The organism is Caldivirga sp. MU80 (assembly GCF_001663375.1).
Lineage (GTDB): Archaea > Thermoproteota > Thermoprotei > Thermoproteales > Thermocladiaceae > Caldivirga.
Window position 1 is genome coordinate 40852 of record NZ_LCTF01000017.1, and the last position, 6321, is coordinate 47172.

General features: G+C 48.7%; 7 protein-coding genes. 5 read left to right on the plus strand and 2 right to left on the minus strand.

Annotation, left to right across the window (positions count from 1 at the left end):
- Nucleotides 1-114: 114 nt before the first annotated feature.
- Nucleotides 115-1071: a cobalamin biosynthesis protein gene (locus tag AAX04_RS06280; protein ID WP_066795691.1), complete on the minus strand. Its 957-nt coding sequence runs from the start codon at nucleotides 1069-1071 to the stop codon at nucleotides 115-117.
- Nucleotides 1072-1127: 56 nt separating this feature from the next.
- On the opposite strand from AAX04_RS06280, the gene AAX04_RS06285 reads away from it, so the two are divergent.
- On the plus strand, nucleotides 1128-1487 hold the full coding sequence (locus AAX04_RS06285) for a 50S ribosomal protein L18e (RefSeq protein WP_084761230.1): 360 nt from the start codon (nucleotides 1128-1130) through the stop codon (nucleotides 1485-1487).
- Here the strand turns inward: AAX04_RS06285 and AAX04_RS06290 are convergent.
- Complete coding sequence (locus AAX04_RS06290; RefSeq protein WP_066795693.1) at nucleotides 1480-2445, minus strand: acyl-CoA thioesterase; 966 nt, start codon at nucleotides 2443-2445, stop codon at nucleotides 1480-1482. The genes AAX04_RS06285 and AAX04_RS06290 overlap by 8 nt on opposite strands.
- A 247-nt stretch (nucleotides 2446-2692) precedes the next feature.
- Here AAX04_RS06290 and tatC point away from each other — a divergent pair, with 247 nt between their 5' ends.
- The 4 genes from tatC to AAX04_RS06310 all read left to right on the plus strand — a co-directional run.
- Complete coding sequence (gene tatC / locus AAX04_RS06295) at nucleotides 2693-3490, plus strand: twin-arginine translocase subunit TatC (RefSeq protein ID WP_066795695.1); 798 nt, start codon at nucleotides 2693-2695, stop codon at nucleotides 3488-3490.
- Nucleotides 3491-3583: 93 nt separating this feature from the next.
- The gene (locus tag AAX04_RS06300) at nucleotides 3584-4330 is read left to right on the plus strand and encodes a hypothetical protein (protein WP_066795698.1); all 747 of its coding nucleotides are present in this window, start codon (nucleotides 3584-3586) and stop codon (nucleotides 4328-4330) included.
- Nucleotides 4331-4456: 126 nt separating this feature from the next.
- Nucleotides 4457-5482: an NrfD/PsrC family molybdoenzyme membrane anchor subunit gene (gene nrfD / locus AAX04_RS06305; protein WP_066795701.1), complete on the plus strand. Its 1026-nt coding sequence runs from the start codon at nucleotides 4457-4459 to the stop codon at nucleotides 5480-5482.
- A gap of 6 nt (nucleotides 5483-5488) precedes the next feature.
- Nucleotides 5489-6321: twin-arginine translocation signal domain-containing protein (locus tag AAX04_RS06310; protein WP_156519728.1), on the plus strand; the 833-nt coding region annotated here is incomplete at its 3' end.

The following is a 6321-nucleotide window of genomic DNA, read 5'->3' on the forward strand; positions in this document are numbered from 1 at the left end:
ATGTTAAGGTGCCATAACTGGTGAGCCACGTAAATCCTAGGCCGGTTAAGCCGTGGATTATGATCGCCGGTGGTTAATCCACATACCTTATAAGGTAATTGCCTAACCGCCATATTAAATTAACGAGCCCAGTAATCCCAGCTTCAGTGAGGATGCTACGGCTAGGCAGGATACAGTTACCAATAGCACTAGGGCTGAGGCAGCCTCAGCCAGCTTAATTGCCGTGAGTAGGTCGTTGTAGCTGGGTAATTCACCCTCACCAACCCTGTACTCATTAACCTTCTCCAAAACCACACCCAGCACTGATGATGCAGCCGCCAGGGGGTGGCCAGCGTTTATGCTCCTGGTGGCTGACCTGTACCTAAGGTAGATGCCTAGGTTAGGTCTCCTCCCTATTAATAGGCCCGCCAGCATTATTAATAGAGCTGTTAACCTGGCTGGTACATAGTTAAGTATGGAATCTACCTTAGCCGAGAACCAGCCCACCCGCCTATAGGGTTCGTCTATGTAGCCTAGTGCACTATCCATGGTGTTAGCCAGCCTCTGCAGCATAGCCCCCACCGGACCCATGATTACTAGGTAAAGTAGTGGTGATGAGAATCCGTCCACTAGGCTCTCGAAGAGTGATTCAATTACTGCTGAGTGGACGTGGGGTTCATCGAGGACCCACACGTTCCTCCTAACCAACTGCTGGGCAAGCCCCCTGGCGCTGGTTAAATCCCCCGATTCAACAGCCTTAACGTAATCCCAAGCAATATTTAGGAGTAGCCTTAGTGAGATGCTTAACTTAATGACAAAGCCCACGTAGATCAACATGATTATGGCGATTGAGGCATTACCCAGGGGGATGATGAAGACTGGCGCCGTGTAGGCTATTAGGATGGGTAGCGTTGAGAGGAGCCACACAACCACCCCCCACGCCCTGCCTGAGTACGGCCTATACAGCCTTATGGCTAAGCTGTACGTTAAGTGAACTGGGTGTATGAGGTACATGAAGCCCCTATGCATTGGGTATGCGTAATCCATTAACAGGGCCACGGCTAGGGCTATCAGTAAGTAGGGTATGCCCATGCTGGGTTGCTTGACTTAAGGTTAAGTTTTTTAAGAATAGCACCTGGGGCGTAGCCGTGGAGTTGAAGTCAACAAACCCCCACCTGAGGATGACGGTTAGGTTCCTTGAGAAGGCTCACAGGCAGTACAACGCCGCCCTATGGGCCACTGTGGCTGAACTGCTTAGTAGGCCTAGGAGGAGTAGGGTTATTGTTAACGTGGGTGAGTTAAACAGGCTGCTCAACGACGGTGACATAGCTGTCGTGCCGGGTAAGGTTCTTGGCGACGGTGAGTTGAGTAAAAAAGTCACTGTGGCCGCTTGGTCATTCTCAAAGACAGCCGTTGATAAGATTAAGGCTGCTGGTGGTGAGGCAATAACGATACCTGAACTGGTTAGGAGGATGCCTAAGCCAAGTGGTGTTAAGTTAATCACTTGATTAACCTAGTCTCCTTAAGCTTCCTAATCTCCTCATCCCTAAGGGCCTTCCTCCTCGCCCCCTCCTCGAAGAGCCTCCTCTCATAGTCATTGGCCGGCTGGTACTGTGGAACTGGTTGGGGCCTTCCCTTGTCGTCAATGGCCACGTAGGTGTAGTAGGCTGTGCAAACCCTCTTAACATTACCGTAGGCATCCTCAGTGGTCACGTGGATGAGGGTCTCTAGGCTACTCCTCCCCACGTAGGTTATCCCTGCGGCAATCCTAACAATCTCACCTGTACGTATCGGGGAGTAGAAGATCGTGTCGTCTATTGAGCCTGTGACCACCACAGACTTAGCGTATTCACTTGCCAGTGACGCGGCTATGTTGTCTATCCAGGCCAGTAGCCTACCTGCCGAAACCATGTTAGCCATGAAGGCGTCCTGGGGTGTAACCCACCTACTTGACTCAACCCTCCACCTAAGGCCCTCCGTCGGGTCCTTAACATTATACCTCTCCTCACGCCTATTGGCAATCCTACCCTTCCTAGCCTCATACCTAGCCTTAGCGTTGTTGTAAATCATCAATTCATCAGGATTTGGCTTGAGTTCGTTCTTAACCAACCTGGGCTGCCCATACTCATCAACGGCCACGTAGGAGGCAGTGGTCATGGTCATTACTACCTCCTCGCCGTTGTGCCTCCTGATTGCCTCAATGTAAGTCTCCATTGATGACCTACCCACGTACTCGACCCTAGCCCTAAGCGTCACGGTATCCCCTATGAAGGCTGGGGCTAGGAAGAAGTGCCTATCCATGTAAGCCAGCACAGTTGGCCCCCTTGAGAACCTGACCGTAGCCACCGTGCCAACGTTGGCTATCCACTCAAGGATTCTACCACCGAATAATCTACCTATCGAATTGGCGTCAAAGGGCTGAACCATCTCGAGCATTACCACTTCAGTATCCCTCACGCTAACCATGTCTTAAAATGCCGGTGAGGGCCTTAATAAAGATGATTAGTTTTCAACCGCACCGCCGCACGGGGGGCCGCCATCCTAGACCGCTAGACCACGGCCGCCTAGGGTCAATAAAGCCGATGGTTTATTAACTTTTCCACCCACACCCGTCGTTAAGCTACATGCTGATCTAGGCTAGGCTTCACGTGAATTTTTCAAAATCCTGGAAGAAAGCTTATTTAGATTACGTTGATTTAAGAAGCTAGTTGGAATGCAGGAGCAGCCGCTGATCAGCCACGTGGTGGAGTTGATTGACAGGCTGAGGAAGGCACTCTACGCCATCTTAGTGGCCTTTATCCTAGTCTTCGCCTTCAAGTACAGCGTAGTTGACGTTAACCCACCGGGCATACCAATCATAGTGCCTATGCCCTCCATAGATGACTCATTCTCGGTCTCGGTAATAAAATTCTTCATACACGCCATGGTGCCCAGGGGAGTTGAGATAATAACGTTATCACCCTTTGACCCTCTCCTGGCGGCTGCCCAAGTATCCTTATTCCTGGCCATAGTGATAGCCCTACCGATAATCCTATGGGAGTTCTGGGCCTTCGTATCACCAGGGCTTTACGAGCATGAGAAGCGTGCGCTTAAGGCATCAGTGCTACCTGCAATGGGCCTCTTCGCCCTGGGTGCATTATTCGCCTACCTAGTTATAATCCCTGTTATGTTTAAATTCTTCTTGTTCTACGCCAAGTCACTTAATGTAGCGCCGACAATAAGCCTAAGATCCTTTGTTCAATTCGTACTATCCCTAATGTTCTCAATGGGCTTAGCCTTCCAGACCCCGTTAATAATGGTACTGCTAACCAAGTTCAGGCTGGTTAAGGCATCCACCTGGTGGCGGTACTGGCGCTGGGGTGTCTTAGTAAGCTTCATATTCGCACTAATAGTTTCTCCAGGAACTACAGGAGGGGTTATCGAAACAATAATAGGGGTAACCATGTCCATGCTTTACATAACCGGTGCAGCCATCTCAACGATGATTAGTAGGAAAAGAGAAAAAGAGTAAAATCTCGTATTTACTATAAAATTGACAAATTATTAAATAGTCAAATTTATGACTAAGTTAGAAAAATAAATAGGCATAGTAGCAATCACTAATATGGTTCACCCCGTCAATGGAGTTGCCTTAGACATGGTTCACATGATTATACTTAAGTATTTAATATTAGGGTCTATGTTTAAGGGGTTAAATGTTCGTGATGCTGAGGGCTTTTCACTATATAAAATATCCATGATCGAAAACGTGAGCATAGCCACTCTTTACAGGAGGGCCCTGGAATTAATGAACTACGGCATATTAGCTAAGATGAGTAGGGGTAATTATACAATCACCACTAAGGGTTACTTCACAATACTGTACCTTTACATTACTGGAAGCAGGTTGGTTAATAATGAGCTAGCCACCGCAAGTCTAAGGAGACTTAAGCAGAATTGGGGACTGGAGGAGTTCAGTGATGATGAGGTGTTCAACTACGTGAAGCTACTAGTTAAGGGTATGGAGAGGCGTAGACTCAGCGTACTGGGTATTTGCGTAGACTCATTCCCAAGGACAGTGTTCTTGATACTACCGGAGAAGTTTAGGAAGAAGCCAGTGAGGGAGGCGATAAGCGAATACATAGGCGATGAAGCCCTCGTTAAGTCAGCTGAGAGGGTTATAGCTAAGGCAATACTGGAACTCTTCCCAACGGTAACCCTCAAGGATAGCTGCGAGGCCGCATTGATGGTTTGGGGTCGTCAGGGTGATGCAATTAGGTATAGGACATTAGCCTTAAGGTGTAGAATTCATGGGTATACGCTGGGCGAGTGCCCAATTGCCAATAACCTAATTAATCTCTTAATACATTAACCGACACTCTTAAATTTCTAACTCATGAAAGTTAAATCTATGCTAACTTCATCATTAAATCATCCACTTTTTCCTAGCCTGAAAGTAAGCCTTAAGGTGATTGGTTAATCTTAAAGGTTGAGCGTTATGAGTGGATGGGGCCCATATGTACCACCTGGCTTCCACATGATATGGGGCTGGCGCATTGCGGCTGCGATATTCTTAACGGCGCTTGGCAGCATGACAATGCTGCTGGCGGCGTTTTATGATGTTAGGGGTAAGGCGCAGAGGATGGTTAAGATAAACATGGTTACCGGTTGGGTATTCATACTAGCTGCCCTAGCCTTCTTCATAATAGACCTGGGTCAGCCGCCGAGGGCCGGTAATATAATATTAATTGGTTACCCAAACGGTAGGTTAGCCCAATCATGGATGGCTTGGGGTGTTATGTTTCTTGGGGGCATGGTCATATGGGGATTAATATTCCTGGTCATATTTTACTTACCATGGGCAACCTCTAAGCTAGTTAGGTCACTTGGGCTAGCTAGGTTAGTTAGGCCAACTAGATTAACCCTAGACTACTTGGTTATGATAACTGGCATAGCTGCAACAGTGTACACAGCTTTCCTATTCGCGGCCGCTGGAGGTAAGTCATACTGGTGGAATGGTACCTTACCAATACTTTGGTTATCCTCAGGGCTTGGTTACGGTACAGCCTTTTCACTATTGGTGGCGAGATTCTTCTATACACCAGGTGTTAAGACTGATGGTGGGGCCTTTGATGCTAGGCGTTTGATTCATGAATTAGGCTGGGTAGATTTACTTGCAGTAATCTTCGAGGGCTTTTCATGGGCCCTATTCTTAACCGTGGCCTACGCAAACCATTATGAGGCTAGGATACCGTTAACTCAACTTCTACTGCAGACCTACGCACCGTACTTCTGGGGCTTCGTCATAACCTTAGGCATAGCAATACCACTGCTCCTTGAGATTGCCCTATTCAAGGTTGACCCAATGGGCACCTTCGCCAAGTGGGCTATCCTAGTAATATTCATAGCCGTCATGTTAGGAGGCTACATGCTTAGGTACATAGTGATGGCGGTAGCCTACTACCATGCCCCGTTCACACCGCTGGTTAATGCGGAGCCCCAATGGGGTCCATGGTGGGGGTGAGGGGGCATGGCGGAAGTCATGTTAACTAGAAGGGACTTCCTGAAGCTGGTTGGGGCAACAGCGGTAGTCACTGGGGTTTACCTAGCTGTCAGGAAGGAGATGTACCTATTCAGCCAGGTCTTTGAGCAGAGTAGTGGTGCATCTGGGATACCTAGTGATGTTGTCGCCTTTACAACCTGCTACGGCTGCTTGGGTAGGTGCAATGTTGAGGTCATAATTAGTGGACAGACGAAGCTACCCAGGTTCATAGCTGGGTCCATATTCACCATGAACGAAGGTGCCACATGCGGCATAGGTGCATCAGCAATGCTCCACTACCTAAGCCCAGCGAGGCTTAGGTCTCCATTATTGAGGGTGCCAACGAGCGAGAGATGCGAGGGCGACTTCATTGAGATAACATATGACGACATGCTTGACATATTGATAAACGGCGATAACGCATCATTCCTAACCCAGAGGGGTTGGAAGTACGGCTTCCTGGGGCTTAAGCAGATTAGGGAGTGCTGCCCATACAAGTTCGTCTACTTCACAGGCAGGGACCAATACAACCCAGCGGAGAACACATGGTTCGCAGCAATGTTCGGCACACCAAATCAAGGAGGTCACGGCGGCTTCTGCGCACTTAATGTTGCCGCCGGTGGATCATACGCAATGGGTGGTGCGTGGTGGGAGTATGGTGCTTGGGACAGTGATTATACAAAGCTACTGATACTAGCCGGCGTGACCCAGGACCACTTCCCAACAATAGCGAGGCGTGAGGTGATCAAGGTAATACAGAACGGTGGTGAAGTCATATACATGTCGCCGGAGAGGATCGGCAACTTCGCGCAGGTATCCAA